Source organism: Streptomyces sp. NPDC012935, from assembly GCF_042900345.1.
Lineage (GTDB): Bacteria > Actinomycetota > Actinomycetes > Streptomycetales > Streptomycetaceae > Streptomyces.
Map to the genome: position 1 here is coordinate 27,131 of NZ_JBIBBC010000012.1, position 19,982 is coordinate 47,112.

14 protein-coding genes are annotated in these 19,982 nt (G+C 68.8%); 10 read left to right on the plus strand and 4 right to left on the minus strand.

What is annotated here, in order from left to right; translation table 11 throughout:
• Positions 1 to 46: 46 nt before the first annotated feature.
• Positions 47 to 238 (minus strand): hypothetical protein, encoded by a 192-nt coding sequence (locus ACFY5C_RS26425; protein WP_389448117.1) that lies wholly within the window; start codon positions 236 to 238, stop codon positions 47 to 49.
• 200 nt (positions 239 to 438) lie between these two features.
• On the opposite strand from ACFY5C_RS26425, the gene ACFY5C_RS26430 reads away from it, so the two are divergent.
• Positions 439 to 1,170 (plus strand): DsbA family protein, encoded by a 732-nt coding sequence (locus ACFY5C_RS26430; protein WP_389448119.1) that lies wholly within the window; start codon positions 439 to 441, stop codon positions 1,168 to 1,170.
• A gap of 598 nt (positions 1,171 to 1,768) precedes the next feature.
• On the opposite strand, the gene ACFY5C_RS26435 is transcribed toward ACFY5C_RS26430, so the two are convergent.
• Both ACFY5C_RS26435 and ACFY5C_RS26440 read right to left on the minus strand, forming a co-directional pair.
• Positions 1,769 to 2,311 carry a hypothetical protein gene (locus ACFY5C_RS26435; protein ID WP_389448121.1) on the minus strand — a complete coding sequence of 181 codons (543 nt, stop codon included), beginning with the start codon at positions 2,309 to 2,311 and terminating at the stop codon, positions 1,769 to 1,771.
• A 509-nt stretch (positions 2,312 to 2,820) separates the two neighbouring features.
• On the minus strand, positions 2,821 to 3,303 hold the full coding sequence (locus tag ACFY5C_RS26440) for a hypothetical protein (RefSeq protein WP_389448123.1): 483 nt from the start codon (positions 3,301 to 3,303) through the stop codon (positions 2,821 to 2,823).
• An 803-nt stretch (positions 3,304 to 4,106) separates the two neighbouring features.
• Between ACFY5C_RS26440 and ACFY5C_RS26445 the strand changes: the two genes are divergently transcribed.
• From ACFY5C_RS26445 to ACFY5C_RS26470, 6 genes are all read left to right on the plus strand, one after another.
• Complete coding sequence (locus ACFY5C_RS26445; protein ID WP_389448125.1) at positions 4,107 to 5,138, plus strand: LacI family DNA-binding transcriptional regulator; 1,032 nt, start codon at positions 4,107 to 4,109, stop codon at positions 5,136 to 5,138.
• 449 nt (positions 5,139 to 5,587) lie between these two features.
• On the plus strand, positions 5,588 to 6,682 hold the full coding sequence (locus ACFY5C_RS26450; protein ID WP_389448127.1) for an ABC transporter substrate-binding protein: 1,095 nt from the start codon (positions 5,588 to 5,590) through the stop codon (positions 6,680 to 6,682).
• 80 nt (positions 6,683 to 6,762) lie between these two features.
• Complete coding sequence (locus ACFY5C_RS26455) at positions 6,763 to 8,325, plus strand: sugar ABC transporter ATP-binding protein (RefSeq protein WP_389448129.1); 1,563 nt, start codon at positions 6,763 to 6,765, stop codon at positions 8,323 to 8,325.
• Complete coding sequence (locus ACFY5C_RS26460) at positions 8,318 to 9,280, plus strand: ABC transporter permease (RefSeq protein WP_389448131.1); 963 nt, start codon at positions 8,318 to 8,320, stop codon at positions 9,278 to 9,280. The genes ACFY5C_RS26455 and ACFY5C_RS26460 overlap by 8 nt, the downstream gene beginning before the upstream one ends.
• On the plus strand, positions 9,277 to 10,311 hold the full coding sequence (locus ACFY5C_RS26465; protein ID WP_389448133.1) for an ABC transporter permease: 1,035 nt from the start codon (positions 9,277 to 9,279) through the stop codon (positions 10,309 to 10,311). Before ACFY5C_RS26460 ends, ACFY5C_RS26465 begins: the two co-directional genes overlap by 4 nt.
• Before the next feature lie 128 nt (positions 10,312 to 10,439).
• Entirely contained in the window at positions 10,440 to 12,800 is a 2,361-nt protein-coding gene (locus ACFY5C_RS26470; RefSeq protein ID WP_389448135.1) for an AbfB domain-containing protein, read from the plus strand.
• 73 nt (positions 12,801 to 12,873) lie between these two features.
• On the opposite strand, the gene ACFY5C_RS26475 is transcribed toward ACFY5C_RS26470, so the two are convergent.
• Complete coding sequence (locus tag ACFY5C_RS26475) at positions 12,874 to 16,176, minus strand: LamG-like jellyroll fold domain-containing protein (protein ID WP_389448137.1); 3,303 nt, start codon at positions 16,174 to 16,176, stop codon at positions 12,874 to 12,876.
• Positions 16,177 to 16,494: 318 nt separating this feature from the next.
• Between ACFY5C_RS26475 and ACFY5C_RS26480 the strand changes: the two genes are divergently transcribed.
• From ACFY5C_RS26480 to ACFY5C_RS26490, 3 genes are all read left to right on the plus strand, one after another.
• Positions 16,495 to 17,565 carry a glycoside hydrolase family 43 protein gene (locus ACFY5C_RS26480; RefSeq protein WP_389448139.1) on the plus strand — a complete coding sequence of 357 codons (1,071 nt, stop codon included), beginning with the start codon at positions 16,495 to 16,497 and terminating at the stop codon, positions 17,563 to 17,565.
• Between the two features lie 360 nt (positions 17,566 to 17,925).
• Positions 17,926 to 18,645, plus strand: coding sequence for a calcium-binding protein (locus tag ACFY5C_RS26485; RefSeq protein ID WP_389448141.1), 720 nt, complete (start codon positions 17,926 to 17,928; stop codon positions 18,643 to 18,645).
• A 168-nt stretch (positions 18,646 to 18,813) separates the two neighbouring features.
• On the plus strand, positions 18,814 to 19,941 hold the full coding sequence (locus ACFY5C_RS26490; protein ID WP_389448143.1) for a hypothetical protein: 1,128 nt from the start codon (positions 18,814 to 18,816) through the stop codon (positions 19,939 to 19,941).
• Positions 19,942 to 19,982 lie beyond the last annotated feature (41 nt).

Sequence of the window (19,982 nt, forward strand, 5' to 3'; positions counted from 1 at the left end):
CCGGTGGGCTCGGCAACGTGGCAGCACGCGTCAAGATCGCGAAGGCTCACAGTTGAGCAGGTGCCTCGCCGCCGAGGAGCTTGATCAGCCGGGTGAGGAGGGTGGCGAGCTCGCGGCCGACCTCGGCGACCTGCTGGTTGCCGTAGCTGTCGAACAGCAAGCTGGGCTGATCAACGGCAAGTTTGGTGTCGCCGTCTGGGTCCGCGTAGATCACAGCCGGCATCGGCGCCTGCAGCACGGCTGACGCGTCCTCGTCACCGTCCGCACCGCCTCATCGCCGCCGCTCGACCGGGCCTTGTCGGCGGGATTCGAGCGTGGGCGTGCAGGCTGCCATCTGCTGGGAGAGTTACGGCTCCCGGTGGGTGATCGGGCTTTTGTCGATGCGGTTGTCGTACGAATGATCTAGGGTCGCGCTGTTCTCAGGGGAGGGGATGGCGCATGGTGCGTGGGGGACGATGGGCTGTTGTGTGCGCAGCCGCGGTGCTGGTGGTGGCGGGGTGCGGGCAGCGATCTTCGCAGTACGGGCCTGACTACGCGAGCGTCGAGCAGCTGCCGGAGAGGCTCAGTGCGGACGGCGTCACCATCACGGTCGGCGATCCCGACGCGCCGGTGAAGGTGCAGCTGTACGAGGATCCCCGCTGTCCGTACTGCGAGGAGTTCGAGAGCACCGGCGGCGGTCCGCAACTGCGCGAGGCGATGCTCGAGCGCTCGGCCAGAGCCGAGTACACCCTCGCCTCTTTCCTGGACGACCGGGTCGGCGGCACCGGTTCGAAGAAGGCCGTCAATGCGCTGCGCGCCGCATTGGAGGAGGGCAAGTTCGTCGAGTACCACGAGGTGCTCTACGCCAACCAGCCCGAGGAGAGTGTCGACGGCTACACCGACGCCTTCCTGCTTCAACTGGCCGACAAAGTGGAAGGCCTGCGCAGCGCGAAGTTCGACACGGCCGTGAGATCCATGAAGTACCGCGCCTTCGTCACCGCCTCGGAGAAGGCCTACGAGAAGGCCGGGGGAGCGGAGGAACCCGAAGGCCCCGGTACACCCACCGCGGTGATCAACGACAAGCGGATCCCGCTGGAGTACAACGGCATCCTCTTGGAGGGAGAGGCCTTCGCCGAACTGCTGCAGCGGATCTACGACCAGCCGGGGGAGTGGGAAGACGCCACCCTGTGAAGGGGGCCGACGAGATGCTCCACGAAATGCTCTGGTGAGAAGAGCTGCAGCGAACGCCGACTGCAGTCTCCATGACCAAGTCACGCTCCGCGAACCAGGCTTGAATTCAGCCCCAGCTCAGCACCCGTCTTGCCGAGGATGATTGCAGGCGGATTTCGGGGTACCCACGTCGACATGGCACCGGAAACTGATCACGCTGAATCCGTACGAGCCCTGCGGCAGCTGCGCCGGATCCGCACCTTCTACGCCGGAGGTGCCGCCTTGTGGGCGGCTTCGGCTGCACTGGCTGGGTGGGATGACCCTGGAAGCCGACAGATGTGGGTATCGCTGGTGCTACTGGTCATCTTTGCGGCTCTGTCGTCCATGACGTCCCTGTGGTTGTGGCGTCAACAGGCTGTCCGCTCGGCGGAGTCCCCGCACCATGCCGCTCCGCGGAGGACGGCGTGGCGTCGCCACGCCAGCGCATAGGCGGTGATCCGGGCTCCCGCGCACGCCGGCGACTTGCGATGTCGTCAGCGTGCCGGATCCCGGATCCTCCGCGCCCCCATCTTCGAAACGCGGCAGCGCGGCATGGGCGTCCCGTGAGGAAGTGCGGAGGTCAGCCGGGGTGCTGAGTGGCTCTCCCGAGTTGCTCAAGGAGGTAGGGGTCCTCAAGCCGTGCGTCGTTGACGCGCTGGCGTACATCGGTGAGGAGCCAGCCCAGCAATTCATCCGAGGCGTGGTACTCGCCGTAGAAACCCATGTGCAGGTCTGTGATCTCGAATTCGACCATCACGTCGTCGAGGAGGTCTGCCAGGTGCGCGTCGGCGGTCGACGTGGGGGTGGCGGTCCATATGTCCAGCCAGGGGCGCAGGCTGCCGGTGGCGACAGTGACGAGGCTGAGGGTTTTCCTGATGCTCACGGGGCTGGGGTGAGTGTGCAGTGTGGCCTGCCACCAGGCGTACCAGACGTCGCGAACAGCCTCCGTCAAAGGCGTGTCCCAGGTGGTCCAGCCCGCCTCGACCAGACGGGACGCGATGAGCTCCTCGTCGACGTGGAACTGACCGGTGACGACGGGGCGAATGATGCGCGCGGCAAGACGGCGGTACAGGCGCGGGAAGTCATCCCAGTGGCTGGGCACCTCTGCGGCGACCGAAGACACGAGGTCGTCCGGTAGGAGGTGCAGTGGCCCGGAGAGTGCGGCTAGGTCCTGCTCGCCGTAGCAGTACAAGCACCCCGTGACGTGAAAGGGCTCCTCGGAGGCTGAGGCGCGATCCAGGGCACTGAGCGCTGTCATGAGTTGCTGGGAGTGGGGCATGGAGACCTGCCTGGGGACTCCGTCCGGGCAACCGGCGAAGAGCGCAGGCTATCAGGTGTCCCCTGCGGCGGGTGGGCAGCCGGCCAGGCGCTGACGTGTCGCCACCGACCGGTCGGCAGGCGCGTCCAGTTCGGCTCCGTCGCGGCCTGAAGCGGCCAATGGCCGTAGCCGTTGCGCCCCGGTTGAGATGCTCGTGAGCATCGTCCAGGAAGCCCAACAGGGCCACACGAGATGCGCCGTTGAGCCGCCGCTAGGAGCCACTAGGAGCCAGTAGGAGGCGGGTGGCGGTGTAACGCCACCGCGGAGCGCCACCCGTAGCCACGCCTGCACCGAACGCCAAGCCCGGCACTGGTTCATGTGAACTGCGGTGGCCCGATCACTTCCTGTCCGATCTGCTTGGCGAGCCACTGAGCGAAGCGGTCCTCGTAGCCATCGCGGTTGCGGCGCCGGACGTGGACGAGGACCAGGTGCGTGTCGGCAGGGGCATCCAGCTCAATGTACTCGCAGTTGAGCAAGAGCGTCACCTCGGCGTGCTTGCTCTCGCCGTGCAGGTCGTGCTCGGGAGCTTCCGGCCAGATCAGAGAGGTCCAGTGGACCTCGGCCGGGTGGTGGGCGGCTCCCGATGTGAAGCGGTCCTCGACGCTTCCCACTCTCCGGTCCAGCATTGAGACGGAGAAGGGCGGGAACTCCGCCACCGGGGCCAGATCACGGGGAAGGTCGCCTTCGGGAATTGAGCGGGCCAGCTCCGGGGCCAGGTCGAATGGTGCGGAATGGCTCACGAACCAAGCTTCGGGAAGGACATCGAGCAGGTCCTTCACCTCGGCCAGGGTGGACACTTCGGCTTCCACCGACACCTCGGAGTGGGGGCTGGACACCGAACGCCACCATCTGGCGGGCAACGCTCAACGCGAGTACAGGGTCGGACGTACGGAAGATGGGATAGGCGACGCCGTTGGACATGAGAAGACTCTGACAGGGCCCCTAGACATGGCCCCTATGGACCTGTCCTTGCCACCGGACGCCATGAGCGCATCGGGGAACGCTACGCGTGGGCCGAACCGCTCGCCATGGCCGCCACCATCCTGCGCCACCGGCACTGGAGCCGGCATCGGGCAGCAGGGTCAGGGAAAGGGCTTGGGAGGCCGCGCAGCCCTCAATGCGCCTCCGCACGGCTATGAGACATCTGGTCACGTGGAGGAAGGGCGATCAAGGATCTGAGGTAGGCCAGACCATCCGTTCCGCCCGTGCCCGAAGCGTCGCCGAACATCCGCTCGACGGGAAGGAGAGCTCCGACCCGCAGGCCGCCGGCGCGCCCAACCGGCCGTTGTCCGGCCGCTCCGAGCGCCACCCGACGCAGCTGCCCACCCGACGACGGCGCAACCGCCGAGTCGTCCCCGTGGACCGCCGACCCTGCCGTGAGTGACACTCTCCGCAGGGGCAAGCGCTTCCAGCACTTCCGACCTGCCGGACACCCAGCTGTGGTGGTGGGGCAGGGCGCCCGCCCAACGCCTTGTCAGTGCGCTGAAGGCAGATGTATAACGTTGTAAATCTCAAGCACTGGGACTCGGCGCCAGGCTCACGGTGACGACACCGTACCCGCACCGACCACCCGAGTCGGGCCGCTTTGAAAGGGAATGCCGTGCGGGTCAGCCTCAAGGACGTCGCCGCCCACGCGGGGGTCTCCATCAAGACCGTCTCCAACGTGGTGAACAATTACCAGCACGTCACCCCCGCCATGCGTGAACGCGTCCAGCGGTCCATCGACGCGCTCGGCTACCGGCCCAATCTGGCCGCCCGGCACCTGCGCAAAGGGCGCACGGGCATGATCGCGCTCGCTCTGCCCGAACTCGGCAACCCCTACTTCGCCGAACTCGCCGCCGCCGTCATCGACGCCGCCGCCGCCCACGACTACATCGTTCTGCTGGACCACACCGGCGGACGCCGTGAACAGGAGCTCCTGGTCAGTCAGGGCTTCCGCGCACGCGTCATCGACGGCCTCATCCTCAGCCCCATCGAGCTGGAGACCGAAGACCTGCGCGACCGAGCGGAGAACGTACCGCTGGTACTGCTCGGAGAGCGTGACTACGACCTGCCGTACGACCACATCGCCATCGACAACGTCGCCGCGGCCCGCGCCGCCGTCCGGCACCTGGTCGGCCTCGGACGCCGGGAAGTGGCGTTCATCGGCGACCGGCGCGGCCGCAGCGAGCCCGCGCAACTGCGGGTACGTGGCTGGCGCGAGGAACTCACCGCCACCGGACTTCCGGCCGACGACGGGCTCGTGGCCGCCACCGACGGCTGGGGGCACGCAGACGGCGCGTCGGCCATGACCCGCATCCTCGATGCCGGACGGCGCCCCGACGCGATCTTCGCGTACAACGACCCGATGGCCATCGGCGCGATGCGCGTCCTGCACGAGCGGGGACTGCGCGTTCCCGAGGACATCGCGGTCGTCGGCTTCGACGACGTGGTCGAGGGGCATTTCGGTGCGGTGACGCTCACCTCCGTGTCGCCCGACAAGGAGGCCATTGGCCGGCTCGCCGTGGAGTCGGTGCTGGCCCGGCTGGGCGGTGCGGCTCCCGAACCCCGGCGTGTCTGGGCGGACTACCGGCTGGTCGAGCGGGAGAGCACCCTCGGGCGCGCCGCTGCGAAGGATGGGCTCCAAGGCTGACGGGCCCGGAAGCGACTACGCCACGAACCCCGTCAGCCGGCGACCGGCACGGCGAGGTCATCCGCCGTGCCCTTCCGTGCACCGGCAGAACTCCCTGACGGCGGAATCAGAAGGCCTGGTCCACTGAGGCCCTGAGGCCCTGAGGCCCTGAGGGTAAACGGTAGTTCGTCGGCGCCCGGCCCCTCGCCGCCGACCGGGCCGGCACCACCGTCGAGGTCCTGCCCGCGGACGCATCTTGCGCATGCATTCGGGCAAGCGCTTCCCGTCCCACCCCTCGCCTCCTCACGATGCACACAGGTGTGCGCACAGGGGGTTTACAGCTTTCTTCCAACGATGTAAAACCTCCTTGCAGCGAGTCCGACAACGTTGCCCTCCGGGGGAGACGCACCGCTTCTGCTCGTGCGTCAGCTCCCCAACTCCCTTTCAGCGTCGCCCGGATCGGGGTCACCATGCAGCGCACCACTCACCGTCCTCGTCTCGTCGCCCGCCCCGGGATCGTGGCCCTGGCCGCCGCGGTGGCATTGACCGCCGGAGCTTGCGCGAAGTCGGAGGACGACGCGTCGAAGGACACCCAGTCCCCGGCTGCCGCAGGCGCCGAACAGAAGGTGGTCACGCCGAAGCCGGGCAGCAAGACCTGCGCCATCGACGCCTACGGCGGCAAGAAGCTGGATCTGAAGAACGCCACCGTGGGCTTCTCCCAGTCGGAGAAGGAGGCCAACCCGTTCCGCATCGCCGAGACCCAGTCCATCAAGGACGAGGCCGAGAAGCGCGGCGTCAAGTTGCTGACGGCCAACGCCCAGTCGCAGTTCTCCAAGCAGATCAGCGACGTCCAGGATCTCCTCGCCAAGGGCGCCGACCTGCTGGTGATCGCCCCGCTCAACTCCGACGGCTGGGACCCGGTGCTGCAGGCCGCCGCAGCCAAGAAGGTCCCGATCATCACGATCGACCGCAAGATCAATGCCACCGCCTGCAAGGACTATGTCTCCTTCATAGCCTCCGACTTCGTCGAGCAGGGCAGGCGGGCCGCCGACCGGATGATCGAGGCGACCGGCGGCAAGGGCGAGGTCGCCATCCTCCTCGGCTCGGCCGGCAACAACGTCACCACCGAGCGCACCAAGGGCTTCAAGGAGCGGCTCGCCGAGAAGGCACCGGAGTTGAAGGTCGTGTTCGAGCAGACCGGTGAATTCGCCCGCGAGAAGGGCCAACAGGTCACCGAGCAGCTCATCCAGTCGAAGCCCGGCATCAAGGGCATCTACGCGGAGAACGACGAGATGGGGCTGGGCGCGGTGGCCGCGCTCAAGGGCGCCGGCAAGAACGCGGGCGACGTCAAGATCGTGACGGTCGACGGCACCCGCAACGCCGTCCAGGGCATCGTGGACGGCTGGATCAGCGGCGTCATCGAGTCCAACCCCCGGTTCGGACCGCTGGCGTTCCAGACCCTGGACACCTTCACCAAGGGCGAGGAGGTCCCGCAGGAGATCATCATCCAGGACAGCGCCTACACCGCGGACAACGCGAAGACGGACATCGCCAAGGCGTACTGACCCACAGGGGGCACGGGCAACCGTGCCCCCTCCGCCTTTCCTTCACCACGTTCCGCACCCTTCCCCTCCTGGAGGCGCAGGTGGCACCCCCCGCCGAAGTCCTCGCCGTCCGCGCACTGAGCAAGACCTTCCCCGGCGTCCGGGCCCTGGACGACGTGGACCTCACCCTGCACGGCGGCGAGGTCCACGCCCTGATCGGCGAGAACGGCGCCGGCAAGTCGACCCTCATCAAACTCCTCACCGGTGTCCACCGCCCCGATGCCGGCGACATCACCTTCCAGGGCCGCAAGGTCTCCTTCGCCACGCCACTGGAGGCACAGAAGGCGGGCATCTCGACCATCTACCAAGAGGTCAACCTCATCCCGCTGCTCAGCGTGGCCCGCAACCTCTTCCTGGGACGGGAACCACGCAGCCGCTTCGGTGTGCTCGACGTGGCCCGCATGAACCGGGAGGCCGAGGAGACCCTGCGCGGCTACGGCGTCCGCGTGGACGTCCGCCGGCCGCTGCGCACCCTCGGGGTCGGCGCCCAGCAGATGGTGGCCCTGGCCCGTGCCGTGGCCACCGACGCCCGCATCGTCATCATGGACGAGCCGACCTCCTCCCTCGAACCGCGCGAGGTCGAGACCCTGTTCACGGTCATCCGGCGGCTGCGTGACGCGGGCATCGCCGTCGTCTACGTCAGCCATCGGCTGGACGAGCTCTACGCCGTGTGCAGCACGGTCACCGTGCTCCGCGACGGCCGGCGTGTCCACCACGGCCGCCTGGCCGACCTCGACCGGCTCGCCCTGGTGTCCACGATGCTCGGCCGGGACCTGCGCGAGGTCCGCGAGGAAGGCCTCACCAAGTTCACCGGCGACCACGAGGCGACCGGCACTCAACCGGTGCTGGACGCCAGGGAAATGACGGTGCCGCACAAACTGCACGGGGTGTCCCTGAGCATCCGGCCCGGCGAGGTCGTCGGACTGGGCGGACTCCTCGGCTCCGGACGCACCGAGACCGCGAAGGCCATCTCCGGTGCTCTGCCCGTCCGTTCGGGACGTGTCACCGTGGCGGGCGTCCCCCTGCGCAGCGGTTCCGCACCGGCCGCCATCCGGGCAGGTGTCAGTCTCCTTCCGGAGGACCGCAAGAGTGAGGGCATCGTTCCCGGTCTGTCGGTCCGGGAGAACATCGCCCTCGCCGTCCTGCCCCGCCTCTCCCGCTTCGGCCTCGTCTCCGAGGCCCGCGTCGACAGCGTCGTCGACACCTTCATCAAGCGGCTGCGGATCAAGGCCTCCTCACCGCACCAGAAGGTCGGCGAACTGTCCGGCGGCAACCAGCAGAAGGTGCTGCTCGCCCGCTGGCTCGCCATGAACCCCAAGGTGCTGCTGCTCGACGAGCCCACCCGCGGAATCGACGTCGGCGCCAAGGCCGAGGTGCAGAAACTCGTGGACGAACTGGCCGCGGACGGCCTGGGCGTCCTGCTCATCTCCTCCGACCTGGAGGAACTGATCGAAGGATCCGACCGCGTGGTCGTACTGAAGGACGGCGCCGTCGTCGGCGAACTGACCGGCGACGACGTCACCGAGGACGAGCTGATGCGCACCATCGCCGGGGACTCCGCCACGACCGGCACCGCGGAGAAGGAGGTGGCGACCGATGGCTGAGGCCACCCTCCGCACCGCCCCGCTGGACAAGGCCCGCCTGCTCCAGTGGCTGCAGACGTACGGGGTCTACGCGGGCGTGGCGGCGCTGCTCGTCGTCAACACCGTCATCACCCCGCACTTCCTGTCCGCCGAGAACTTCCGCACCCAGGCCGTCCAGGTCGCCCCCGTCATCATCGTCGCCCTCGGCATGGCCCTGGTCATCGGCACAGAGGGCGTCGACCTGTCGGTGGGTGCCGTCATGGCGCTGGCGGCCTCCGCCACCGCGCTCTACCTCGGATACGGACTGCTGCCCGCGCTGCTCGTGGTCGCGCTGTTCGCCGCCGGAGTCGGACTGGCCAACGGCGCGCTGGTCGCGCTCGTCGGAGTGCAGCCGATCGTTGCGACCCTGGCGCTCATGGTCGGCGGCCGTGGCCTCGCCCTGGTGCTGCTGCCCCAGCTGGAGGACCTGCGCAACCCCTCCCTGGCCTCGCTGGGTTCCGGCGACATCCTCGGCATCCCCTACCTGATCCTGATCGCCGCGGTCCTGGCTCTGCTGGTGGCCTTCGTGGTACGCCGCACCACCTTCGGCCGCCAGCTCCTCGCCATCGGCGACAGCCGCCCCGCGGCGCAGCTCGCCGGCCTGCCCGTACGACGTGTGCTGATCATTGTGTACGTCGTGTGCGCACTGCTCGCCGCCGTCGCGGGTGTGCTGGCCACCGCCCGCCTCCAGGCCAGCGACCCGACCTCGCTCGGCAACCTGATGGAGCTCTCGGCGATCACGGCGGTCGTCGTCGGTGGCACCCCGCTGACCGGCGGCCGGGTCAACATCGCCGGCACCGTCGCGGGAGCCGTCCTCATCCAACTGCTCACCGCCACCCTCATCAAGCACGATCTGCCGCCCTCCTGGACCCAGATCGCCCAGGCCATAGTGATCGTCGCCGCGGTCTACGCGGCACGGGGACGGGGGAAGCGATGACCGTCACGAAGACGGACGCGCCGGTGACCACCGCGAGCAACGATGCGACGGGGGAGACCGAACCGGTCGGCGCCGCCCGCTCCGAGAGACTGAGCGCCCTGATCCAGCAGCACGGCGCCCTGGCCGTCCTGGTGATCGTCTCCCTGGTGGCATCGTTCTCCTTCGACGCCTTCGCCACCGGCGACAACGTCACCAACATGGCGACCAGTTCGGCCTTCCTGGCGATCGTCGCCCTCGGTATGACCTTCGTGATCATCACCGGCGGCATCGACCTGTCGGTCGGCTCGCTGTTCGCCCTCGGAGGCGTCCTGGCGGCCTGGGGGTCACGCCACGGCACGCTGGTGGCCCTGCTGCTGCCGCTGGCGGTGTGCGGACTGATCGGCGTCGTCAACGGCCTGCTGGTCGCCCGTTCCCGACTGGCCCCGTTCATCGTCACGCTCGCCGCCATGCTGGGCGCGCGCGGCCTGCTGCTCGCCCTGACCGACGAGGGCGCGGACACCTTCCTGATAGGCAAGGGCTCCTTCCTCGCCGAACTGGGCCAGGGCACCACCCTGGGCCTCGGCAACCCGGTGTGGATCACACTGGCCCTGTTCGTCGCGGGCGCCGTCGTGCTGCGCCGCACCCGCTTCGGACAGCACGTGTACGCGGTCGGCGGCAACGAGGACGCGGCGGCCCTGATGGGCGCCCCCGTGGCCCGCACAAAGATCCTCGTCTACACCCTGTCGGGCCTCCTCGCCGGCTTGGCCGGCGCGCTCAACGCCGCCTGGCTCGCCTCCGGCGTGACCATCCTCGGCAACGGCATGGAGCTGGAGGCCATCTCCGCCGTGGTGATCGGCGGGACCCTGCTGACCGGTGGTCTCGGCTACGTCAGCGGCTCCCTGGTCGGTGTGCTGCTGCTGAAGGTCATCCAGAACGTCATCAACCAGATCGGCTCCCTCGACTCCTCCTACCAGCAGGTCGTCAGCGGCGCCTTCCTCGCCGTCGTCGTCATCGCCCAGACCTGGCTGGGCCGCAGACGGCAACTCATGTGACAAGCCCCGGACCCGGCGGCCGAGTTCCTCCGACGGCCCGGCCGCCGGTCCCGTTCCAGGCGACCGGACTCCCTCCGGCCGCCGCCTGCGCGCGCACGTCTCCCCACCCCACGATTCAAGGAGGCACGATGCGTCGAGTACCCGTAGGCCGAAGGCCGTTCGACTCGCTGAGACGACGAGCGCGGTGGGCGACCACCGCGCTCGCCGCGCTCGCCCTGGTCGGCGGCACCGCACTGACGGCCACCGGTTCCGCGGCCGCCGCACCGCGGGCGTGGACACCCAAGCCGTCCCCCATGACCACCCCGTGGACGAACCAGGTTCCCACCGACAACCCGCTCCCGGAATACCCCCGTCCCCAGCTGACCCGCCCCGACTGGGCCAACCTCAACGGCATCTGGGACTTCGCCGTCACCTCGGCGGACGCCGGACAGCCGGCCACCTTCACCGAGCAGATCCGCGTCCCCTTCGCCGCCGAGTCAGCGCTCTCCGGCATCCAGCGCAAGATCACCCAGAACGACAGGCTCTGGTACAAGCGCACGGTCACCGTCCCGGCGAACTGGAACGGCCGCCGCGTCCAGCTCAACTTCGGCGCCAGCGACTGGCGTACGACCGTATGGGTCAACGGCCGTCAAGCCGGCGCCACCCACAGCGGCGGCTACGACGCCTTCTCCTACGACGTCACCGACCTCCTGGGCGGCGGCACCAACACGATCGTCGTCTCCGTCTGGGACCCCACCGAGACCGGCGGCCAAGCGGTCGGCAAGCAGCGGATCCGTGATGTCGCCCCGCACCCCGGCGGCGGCATCTTCTACACCGCCGCGTCCGGCATCTGGCAGACAGTGTGGCTCGAACCCACGGCCCCCGCGCACATCACCCGTCTCGACATGGTGCCGGACCTCGCGAACAACCGTCTCAAGGTCACCGTCCGAGGCGCCGGGACGAGCGGCCACCAGGCCCGCGTCACCGTCTCCACCGGCGGCACCACGGTCGGCACCGCCACCGGCCCGGTCGGCACCGAGTTCACCGTGCCCGTCCCGAACCCGCACCTGTGGACCCCGGAGGACCCCTTCCTCTACGACGTGAAGGCCGACCTGCTCTCCGGCGGCACGACCGTCGACTCGATCGGCAGCTACACCGGCATGCGCTCCATCGGCATCGCCCGGGTCGACGGCCTCCTGCGCCCCGTCCTGAACGGCAAGTTCGTCTTCCAGACGGGCACGCTGGACCAGGGCTACTGGCCCGACGGCATCTACACCGCACCCACCGATGCCGCCCTGCGCCATGACCTCCAGAAGCACAAGGACCTCGGCTTCAACATGGTCCGCAAGCACATCAAGGTCGAGCCGCAGCGCTGGTTCTACTGGGCCGACCGGCTCGGACTGCTGGTCTGGCAGGACATGCCGTCCATGGAGCACACCCCCGACACCGCCGCCCGCACCCAGTGGGAGGCCGAGTACGACCGCATCATCGACCAGCACCGCAGCTCACCGTCCCTCGTCATGTGGGTCAACCAGAACGAAGGCTGGGGCCAGTACGACCAGGCCCGCATCGCCGACGAGGTCAAGGCCTACGACCCCGCCCGCCTCGTCGACAACATGAGCGGCGTCAACTGCTGCGGCGCCGTCGACGGCGGCAACGGCGACGTCGTCGACCACCATGTCTACGTAGGACCCGGCACCACCGTGCCCAGCGCCACCCGCGCTGCCGTGCTCGGGGAGTTCGGCGGACTGGGCTTCAAGGTCGCCGGACACGAGTGGTACCCCGGCGGCGGCTTCAGCTACGAGGACCAGCCCGACCTCGCCCACCTCAACAACCGTTTCGTGGGCCTCATCGACGCCATCCGAGAGGTACGCATGCCCCGCGGCCTGTCCGCCTCGGTCTACACCGAGATCACGGACGTCGAGAACGAGGTCAACGGCCTGCTCACCTACGACCGTCAGGTCGTCAAGGTCGACGAGGCCCGGGTGCGCGCGGTCAACCGCGCCCTCATCGATGCCTCCCGCGGCTCGACGGCCCCCATCACGCTGCCCACCGGCCAGTACAAGTCCCTGCGCGTGACGACACCGGGCTACACCGACCGGTACGTGCGCCACAAGGACGGAGCGGCCTTCACCGAGGTCGTGGGCAGCGGCAGCGACGCCCTGCTGAAGAACGACGCCACCTGGAAGATCGTCGCCGGTCTGGCCAACAGCTCCTGCTACAGCTTCGAGTCGCGCAACTACCCCGGCGAGTACCTGCGCCACCGCGAGTACCGCGTGTACAAGGAAACCGGCAGCGGCGACCTGTACCGGGCCGACGCCACGTTCTGCCCCGTCCGGGGCGCGAACGGGGGAGTGCGGCTGTCCGCGTACAACTTCCCGGAGCAGTACCTGCGCCACTACAACGCCGAGTTGTGGCTCGCCACCCCCGGCGGCACCCACGCATGGGACAACCCCGCCCTCTTCACGGAGGACACCACATGGGCCGTGGAGGCCCCATGGGCGCCGTGACCGGGGGATAGGCGAACCGACCGGGCCCCGGCGGGGAGCACGTCCCGCCGGGGCCCGTTCGCAGCCGCTTCTGCTACGGCTTCTCGTCCGTGTGGAGCGCGCTCACCTCCTCGGCGGTCAGCGCCTTGTCATAGGCGTGGACCTCGTCGACCGCGCCGTTCCAGAAGTCGGTGTCGCTGCCGCCCCACTGAGCCCGGCCCACAGCCAGGGCACCGGTGCTCGGGTAGGCCGCTCCGCCGGTGGCACTCGCCGCCGGCTTTCCGTCGACGTACAGCTCGATCGTGTTGTCGGAGCTGTCGCGGACACCGACCAGGTGGTACCAGCGGCCCTTCTCCGGGGTGGTCGCCAGGCGGGCGCGGTTCTCGCCCGGCGTGCTGAAGGCGAACGCGCCCTGCCCGTACTGGAGGTAGAACGGGCTGGCCTGGCGCCGGGTGTCCTGGCTGACCGCGGTCGCGTAGTTGCCGGGGAGCTCGTCCAGCCGGACCCACGCGGACACCGAGTAGCTTCCGGTGGTGTCGAGCACCGGCCCGTCGGTCTCGGCGTACTGCCCCTGACCGTCGAACTTCAGTGCGCTGCCACTGACACCCGGCGTCCAGGCAGTGCCCTCGCTGAGGGTCAGGGCCTTGGCGTTCGGACCGGTGTCCTTCGCCGTGCTCCCGGTGCCCTCGTCGAGGGCCCAGGACCCGCCGCCCTTCAGTGACTGCCGATCGCCCGCGGCTGCGCCGGCGGCGATGACCCTGCGATTGAGCTCACGGACCCTGACCGGGTCGACCTTGATCTCCCGACGGTCGTACGTGTACAGGCCGTTGAGCTCGTTCTCCAGGTCGGAGATCTGGGTGTAGACCGACCCGGACAGCTCGGCACCGGCCTGGTCGAGATAGAACTTCTCGGTGTTCTCGACGTACTTGCGGGTCAGGGCCTCCTTGTCGGCGACACCGCTGTAGATCACCGTCGGCGCGCCCGGCCACATGTGTCCCGGGGTGCGCAGGGTGAAGCCGCCGTGCTCACCGTCCATCGCCGCCCGCCTGCCGTCGGGGAACGGCGGGTCCTCGTTGTTGTAGTCGTGGTGGTCGATGATGTCGCCCTTGCCTGAATCCCCCTTGGAATTGCAGCAGTTGACACCGCTGTGGGCGTTGACGACGCGGGACGGGTCGGCCGCCTTCACGGAATCGGCGATCTTGCCGGTCTCCGTGCGGTCCCATTCGCCCCAGCCCTCGTTGAAGACGATCCAGCCGATCACGGAGGGCGCGTTGTGGTGCTCCCGCATCATCTCCCGGCCCTGGTCGACGAAGGCGCGCCGTCCGGTCTCGTTCGTGATGTTGCCGGAGACGAAGTCCTGCCAGACCAGCAGACCGAGCCGGTCGGCGTGGTAGAACCAGCGCGCGGGCTCCACCTTGATGTGCTTGCGCACGGCGTTGAAGCCGAGTTCCTTGTGCGCCTTCAAGTCGAAGGCGAGGGCCTCGTCGCTCGGCGCGGTGTACAGGCCGTCGGGCCAGAAGCCCTGATCGAGGGTGGCGAGGGAGAAGACCGGTTTGCCGTTGAGCACCAGCTTCTGGAAGCCGCCGACCTTCTCGACGCCTGTCTCGCGCATACCGAAGTAGCTGCCGACCTTGTCGGTCGACCTGCCGTCGGTGAGCTTGACGTCGAGGTCGTAGAGGTAGGGGTCGTCCGGGCTCCACAGGCGCTGGTTCGCCACCGGCAGCCGCAGTTGCTTGTTGGCCGGCCCGCTCACCCTGCCGACGACCTTGCCGCGCTTGTCGCGGGCGACCGCCTCGACCCGGGCCGAGGCGGACGCCTTGTCGGACTCCACCGTCACCGCGAGGCTGCTCGTGTCGATGTCGGGCGTGGAGACAACGTTATCGACCGCGGCGCCCGCGACCGGCTCCATCCAGACGGTCTGCCAGATGCCCGACGACTGGGTGTAGAAGATGCCGCCCGGGTGGGTGGACTGCTTGCCCATCGGCTGGTCGGCGCCCCCGGTGTCGGTGACCGCGACCACGACCTCCTGCGGCCCCGTGCCCTTGAGCGCGTCGGTGATGTCGGCGCTGAAGGCGTCGTAGCCGCCGGTGTGTTCGGCGACCTTCGTACCGTTGACGAAGACGCGGGCCTGGTAGTCCACGGCGCCGAAGTTGAGCTTCAGCCGGTTGCCCATGCCGTTTTTGCCGTCCTTGCCGTCCCTGCCCTCCGTGTCGACCTTCCAGTCCTTGGGGACGGTCACCAGCTTGCGGTAGAACATGTGGTCCTCGTGCCGCTCAAGACCGGAGAGCTGCGACTCCACCGGGTACGGCACGACGATCTTCTCGACGAGGTCCTTGCCGAACACCGGCTGCTCGCCCGCCTCGGCGCCGCTGAACTGCCAGGAGCCGTTGAGGTTCTTCCACTTGGAGCGCACCTGCTGCGGACGCGGGTACTCAGGCAGCGGGTTCTTCGCGTCGACCTTGTCGCCCCACTTGGTGGTGAGCCGGTGGGTGGAGGCGTTGTCGGCGTAGCGGATGACCTTCGGGACGGTCTCGCCGCCGGAGGTCAGTCCGCCCTCGCCGTCGTAGGTGACCCGCACCTGCTGGTTCCTCTGGATGGGTTCGGCGAGCGTCACGAGCAGGGAGTTGCGATCCCCGGGAGCCGCGGCGACCGACTTCAGAGGCATGGCCGTGGTGTCGGCCTCGACCTTCAAGTGGTCCTTCACCGCCCGCAGGTCATCGACCCTGTCTTCGAACCTGGCCCGCAGGCGGCGTCCGTCCGCCGCTACGGACATCTCGACCGGGTAGACCTCGAAGCCCTCGGGCGGAGTGAACGCCGACATCGGCACGAACTGTTTGGACAGGCCCGGCCCGGCCCAGCGCAGGAACATGTTGGAGCCACCGAGGTCCTGGAACATCTCCAGGCGGAAGTCGTGCTTCTCGCCGGCGTTGAGCCGGATCGCGGCGCTGGTCTGCTCCTTGTCCCAGTCCGGCTCCCAGTGGTCGATGACCGGCTCGCCGTCGATGTAGAGGCGGAAGCCGTTGTCGCCGATGGCGTAGAAGGTGTAGTCGCCGGTGGCCGGTGCCTCGATCTGGCCCGTCCAGCGGGCGGTCGTGTGCTCGGTCTTGCCGGTCAGCTCCTGGAAGGTGCTGGTCAGACCGGAGAAGTTGATCTGCGGGTCGAGCAGCGTGCCGCCGAGTTCGGCGAAGTCCCGGGCGCCCGGGGCCGACATGCTGAAGTATTCGCCCTTCAGGCCGTGCACCTGGACGTCGGTTGCTTCGGCGGAGAGCGCTGAGGCGCTGCCGGTCGGCTCCGCGGCCGACGCGGTGGCGGCAAGACCGCTCGGGGGCACGACGAGAGCGGCCGTAGCCAGCAGCGCCCACAGTCTGGTCCGTGGGCGGATGTGTTGTCTTGTCATCGAACCTTTCCTCGCACAGAGGCCGCGGACCGGGGCCGGTCATCTGGAAAGACCAGGCCCGCAGGAATGGCGGAAGACCGGCACCGGACGCGGTCGGGCGGCTCTTTCAACGTTGGAAATCCTGCGACAGCCGAAATGACAACACGGCCCTCGACTGCTGTCCAGACCTCGCGCACCACTGTGTCCGTCACGGTCACCAGGCTTGTGCGGCAGGCGACTTGAGGCTCTCGGCTCTCCGCGGCATTGACATGCTCGCGACTCGTAACGATGCTGCAGGAGAGCTGTTCCATCGATGGAAAGCGGGACGTCGCGGTGACCATGCAACTTTCTCGCCGCATCACCTGCGCCGCCGCGGTGCTGCTGTCCGGCGTCCTCGCTGCCGTGCTGTCCCTGACGTCCGCCGATCCGGCCCAGGCGGGGCAGACGAGTCTGCGGGCCGCGGACCCGAGCGTGCTGCGGGTCGGCGGCACCTACGTGTCGGTGCAGTCTGCCGGTGGCGGCATCGTCGTACGGCAAGCTCCGTCAACGGACGCTCTGGCTACGGCTCCCGCCCGCCAGGTCTGGTCCGACACCCGCAACCTCGGTGAGGTCTGGGCTCCCGAGATCGTGCGGGACGGCGGGCGCTACTACATCTACTTCTCGGCGGGCCGCGGACCTGCCCACCGCATGTACGTCATCAACTCCGCCAGTCCGGACAGTGGATACACGGCCGAGACCGAACTGGCCCTGCCGGACGACAAGTGGGCCATCGACGGAACCCTGTTCACCTTCAACGGGCAGCGCTGGTTCGTGTGGTCAGGTTGGGCCGGCGACACCAACGTCGAGCAGAACCTCTACATCGCCCGCATGAGCAGTCCCACCGCGCCGACCGGCGCGCGCCACATCATCTCCCAACCCCGGGAGAGCTGGGAGCGGGTGGTGGGCAACCCGTTCATCAACGAGGCCCCCGAGGCCATCAAGGACCCGAACGGGCAACTGCACATCGTGTACTCCGCCAACGGAAGCTGGAGCGAGCAGTACTGCCTGGCCGACCTGCGACTGCGCGCCGGGGGCGACCCGACGTACGTATGGGACTGGTACAAGTCGAACGGCTGCCTGTTCGGCTCCAACCGCGCGACGATGATGCCCGGTTGGGACCCGACCCTCCACGTCGACGGCCCCGGCCACCACAGCTTCGTCCTGCTCGACGGCGACATCGGCACGAGCCCGCCCGCCGGACCCAGGTTCCCCCTGATGTTCCACGCGGTGCCGAAGGGGACGCCGTACGCGTGGGAGAACCGGTACTGGTACACCGGCACGTTCTGCTGGTGGGGCAACACCACCTACAGCCGGGCCAACGTTCCGGGTTCGAACACGGACACCGGCTGGAGTCTGAAGTTCTTCGAGTAGGGAATGCCGACCATTCACCGGACCCGAACGGCGTCCGGGGCAGACCCGGGTGACCGTACCTTCCCTCCAGGCCGGGCACTGTTCGCTCTATCTCCAGGGGCAACGATCCGGCCCTTTCGGCAGTCGTAGGGAGCGACGGACTTCCCGTCTCCGGATCCCTCTGCCGACTACCGTTCCCCTTCCGGTGGTTGGCAGCAGGGCCTGTCACCCCTGGGAGGGTTCATGAGCCGCTACGCCGAACCGCTTGGCGACAGACCGAGCGGCGGGCGCGACATCATTGCGCCCACTGCCGGCGCACGTGCCCCGCAGGGTAGGCCCGTCGGTAGCGGCACAAGCCGCGTTGTCGTGCTGGGGGCTGCCGTGGTCGTACTGGCTGGCCTCGCCGCTCCGGCCGATGCCGCGGCCGGCGAACCGGTGGTCAGCGGTGCCACCGTCAACTCCGGACGGGACGTCATCGTCGGTCTCACGCACGACGTGGGGTTCCCGGTCACGATCGGTGGATCGGACGACTCCGGCCTGTCCTTCGTCGAGGTGGATCTGAAAGGACCGCACGGCGGCTTCTACACCACCGACGCGTTCTGCGAGAGCGCGACGGCCTGCACGACGGTGTTCACCGTCAACGCCCACCCTGCTCCAGGCAGCGACGATCCGGTGGACCTGGCCAACTCCAACGCGGGAACATGGTCGGTCGACGCCTTGGCCGACGCCAACGACGGCGAATCCGTCTTCGCCCCGCGCGTCGGGTCGTTCAGCCTCAAGCGCGCCGCGCAGCTCACGGTCAACGCGTCACCGGAGCCGGTGACCAAGGGCGCCCGGTTCACCGTCACCGGCAAGCTCGTGCGGGCCAACTGGGACACGTATCGGTATGCGGGATACGCGGGCCGGACCGTGCACCTGCAATTCCGCCCGAAGGGCAGCAATACCTACACCACGGTGGGCGCGGTAAAGACCAGCGGCACCGGCACATTGCGCACCACGGCCAAGGCGGTCAAGGACGGCTACTGGCGTTGGAGCTTCGCCGGCACGAACACGACCGGCCCGGTCAAGGCCACCGGTGACTACGTCGATGTACGCCCCTGATCCGACAAACACCGCGGCCCGCAAACCGGGTAGCCGGCCCGCCCGGCAGCAGTGCGCCGCGACCCCGCACCTACGACGCCATGTCGTCGTCTCTCTGCGCGGACCAGGCGTCGACGCGTCGTATGGTTCGCGCTGAGGTCGCTGCCGCGGCCATGTGAGGATGTGCAAATGTCGCCCCTGACGGAACCCGGAAGGCAGACGGTCGGGCTCGTGGCCGCGGTCAGTGCGGCGCTGGCGCTTACCGCCTGCGGACCGGGAGGAGACGACGGCGCGTCCTCGGCGGACCGTGAGGCGAAATACAGGCGCGTCATCGAAGAGCCTCACCCTCGCCCCGCCGATGTCATCGAGTTGGCCGGCGCACCCACCGGCGTGGTCCGCGCGGGCGACGGCTCGCTGCTTCTGACGTACGACGTCGGCAATGTCGAGGACGACGAAGGGCCGGCCGCGGCCGCGTGGCGCATCATCGGCCCGGACGGCGCCACGGTCGCCCAGCACGCGGAACACACCGACGCGGAGGCGACACCGGCCGCATACAGGGGAGTGACCGGCGGCTTTGTGCGGGTGCCGCCGGGTGAAGGAGCCGAAGGAGCCTACGCCCTCGACGTACGTGGCAAGCGGCAGAAGGTCGTCATCACCGGGACCCCGCTGCGCACCCGCCCCGGCGACGTCCTGCTCGCCGAACTCGAGCCGACCCTCATCTACCGCACCGCCACACGCACCGTGGCGCCCCCGGCCGGAGTGCCGGAAGACGCCGTCCGCTTCGCCGTCGACGAGCGGGGCACGGTCTGGAGCCTGGACCAGTCCCTGACCGAGGAGCCCGACCACGTCCTGTGGCAGCGCGACGGCCGCACCCTGGGCTCCACGGCGGTCCCGGAACCGTACGCGGGTGGCGTGCTCGTCGCGCGCGGTGGCACCGCGGCGGTGTCCCTCACCCGGGGCGAGAGCGTCAGCGGTCTGCTGGTGACGACGGACAGCGGTGAGCACTGGCGGACGGTCCTCGGCGGCGGCGTTGCCTGGAGGGACCTGAAGCGTGGCCCGGAGTCGCTGGTCCTGGAAGTCCTCGCCGACGGGCGACTGCTCGTCGGCGAGGAAGGCGGCCGCTACTGGATCGCCGACGACCACACCAACAGGGCCTTCCACCAACTGAAGACGCCGACTCCGTTCACGTCGCTCACCGTCCACGGCAAGACCCTCTACGGCATCGCGGACGCGATGACAGCGACGTACAGCCTGGTGCAGGGCGAAGGGCTGTGGATGTCTCGTGACGGCGGCCGTGATTGGCGGCGCCGCGAGTAAGCGCGGAGGGCGACGCTCGCCGAGCAAAGGAGGGCGGTGGG

Excerpts from the sequence above, each read along its gene's own strand:
- ACFY5C_RS26480 (WP_389448139.1), top strand. The coding sequence starts at position 16,495 with ATGCAACTTTCTCGCCGCATCACCTGCGCCGCCGCGGTGCTGCTGTCC.
- ACFY5C_RS26470 (WP_389448135.1), top strand. The coding sequence starts at position 10,440 with ATGCGTCGAGTACCCGTAGGCCGAAGGCCGTTCGACTCGCTGAGACGA.
- ACFY5C_RS26475 (WP_389448137.1), bottom strand. The coding sequence starts at position 16,176 with ATGACAAGACAACACATCCGCCCACGGACCAGACTGTGGGCGCTGCTG.
- ACFY5C_RS26460 (WP_389448131.1), top strand. The coding sequence starts at position 8,318 with ATGGCTGAGGCCACCCTCCGCACCGCCCCGCTGGACAAGGCCCGCCTG.
- ACFY5C_RS26465 (WP_389448133.1), top strand. The coding sequence starts at position 9,277 with ATGACCGTCACGAAGACGGACGCGCCGGTGACCACCGCGAGCAACGAT.
- ACFY5C_RS26490 (WP_389448143.1), top strand. The coding sequence starts at position 18,814 with ATGTCGCCCCTGACGGAACCCGGAAGGCAGACGGTCGGGCTCGTGGCC.
- ACFY5C_RS26430 (WP_389448119.1), top strand. The coding sequence starts at position 439 with ATGGTGCGTGGGGGACGATGGGCTGTTGTGTGCGCAGCCGCGGTGCTG.
- ACFY5C_RS26450 (WP_389448127.1), top strand. The coding sequence starts at position 5,588 with ATGCAGCGCACCACTCACCGTCCTCGTCTCGTCGCCCGCCCCGGGATC.